Raw genomic sequence first — 1,399 nt, 5'->3', positions numbered from 1 at the left:
TTGGAGGACATAAAAGAAATTAAAGATAATTCAAAAGGTTTAAGTCCAGGTGATAAAGCGAAAATTGAAAAATGGATGTATCCACCCAGTGAGGAAAAGTACCTTAAATATAAAGATGTATATGATAATCCAAAATATTATAATCAAGAAACTGGAGAAGTAATATGGCCTCCAAATGATGGATTCGCAGAAGAACCGGTTGACACAATCCTGAAAGAAGGAATGTTAATAGATAGATATGGAGAACCAACTGGAGGCTTCTTTTCTCCAAAGGGTGTTCCGTATGAAGAGAGAGCGCTCGCATTGCATAGTGACGAAGCAAACTATTACGTTTATAGAGTATTGGAAGACTTTAGTGTTAAATCTGGTAAAGCTGCGCCTTGGTTTGGCAGACCAGGCGGGGGAACACAATTTGTAAAATACCATGAAAATGGGAAACCTTATACAATTAATGAATTAATTGAAGAAGATTTAATTGAACTTGTTTCTGTAAGGAAGTGGAGTCCATGATGAATGTGCTTGAACTCTTAAAGAAGGATCCTAATCTTTTTATCGTTGAAAATGATAACCAATCGTTAAAAGAAGTTTCTGTCTATCAAAAAAATTATGATAAAGACAATGTGTATTTCGATATGTCTATAAGATGTAAAACTGATATTGTCAACAAAAAAATGAGATTATATGAAGTCCAAAGAAATAAAGAATTTTTGATTGGACAATATGCCGATTCGGAATTTGGCCAATTGGCATTTTATATAGTTGTGTATAGTTACTTTAATCAAGATAAACCAAGTAATAGCGTAAGAAAAATGCTGCGAAATATAGGAGAAGATGTTAATAAAGCAAATAAAATCCTTGAAGATCATATAGGGAAAAATTATTTTTCTTTGTATAGAAAAGAAATTGGAAAAATAAATATTGATAAAATAAATGACGATCGTTGTGATGTTTTTTACTTGTCTCTTGAGAATAATATAATCCCAATTGTCCGAAACAAAAGATTGACAAGTGCATTTGTGATAATTTATAATTATGGCTTTTATTTAAAGCAATTTGACTCCTTAATGAAAAAGATCATTTCACATTACAATTTAAAATTAAAGAAAGAAGAAACAGAAGAATTAAAGAGATTGTATTTAAAAAAATAATTACAGCGGTGATAGTTACGAAACTGATTTAATTTATCATAAACACTAAAATATGAAGTCTTAATTCATAGAACCTCAGCTTTTTCTTTATTATCGCGGTATCTCGACATGGGCCGGTCCCAATCGGTCTAAGGGTTGATGACGGAATGAGCAACGAAAGACTTTGAAAAATAGCACTTCTTTGTAAAAAATGTTGGGGGGAATAAAGTTAACAACGATGGCTTCGAATATAACATTAAGGGTACGGGAAA

Annotated in this window: 2 protein-coding genes; both read left to right on the top strand. The window is 31.6% G+C overall.

The window, feature by feature from the left end; translation table 11 throughout:
- Window positions 1-510: TNT domain-containing protein (locus NST97_RS19140; RefSeq protein WP_341343610.1), on the top strand; the 510-nt coding region annotated here is incomplete at its 5' end.
- Complete coding sequence (locus tag NST97_RS19135; protein ID WP_066251020.1) at window positions 507-1,148, top strand: hypothetical protein; 642 nt, start codon at window positions 507-509, stop codon at window positions 1,146-1,148. The genes NST97_RS19140 and NST97_RS19135, both read left to right, overlap by 4 nt.
- Window positions 1,149-1,399 lie beyond the last annotated feature (251 nt).

It is taken from the genome of Aeribacillus sp. FSL K6-1305 (genome assembly GCF_038050115.1).
Classification (GTDB): domain Bacteria; phylum Bacillota; class Bacilli; order Bacillales; family Aeribacillaceae; genus Aeribacillus; species Aeribacillus composti.
This window is presented reverse-complemented; position numbering and strand designations above follow the sequence as displayed.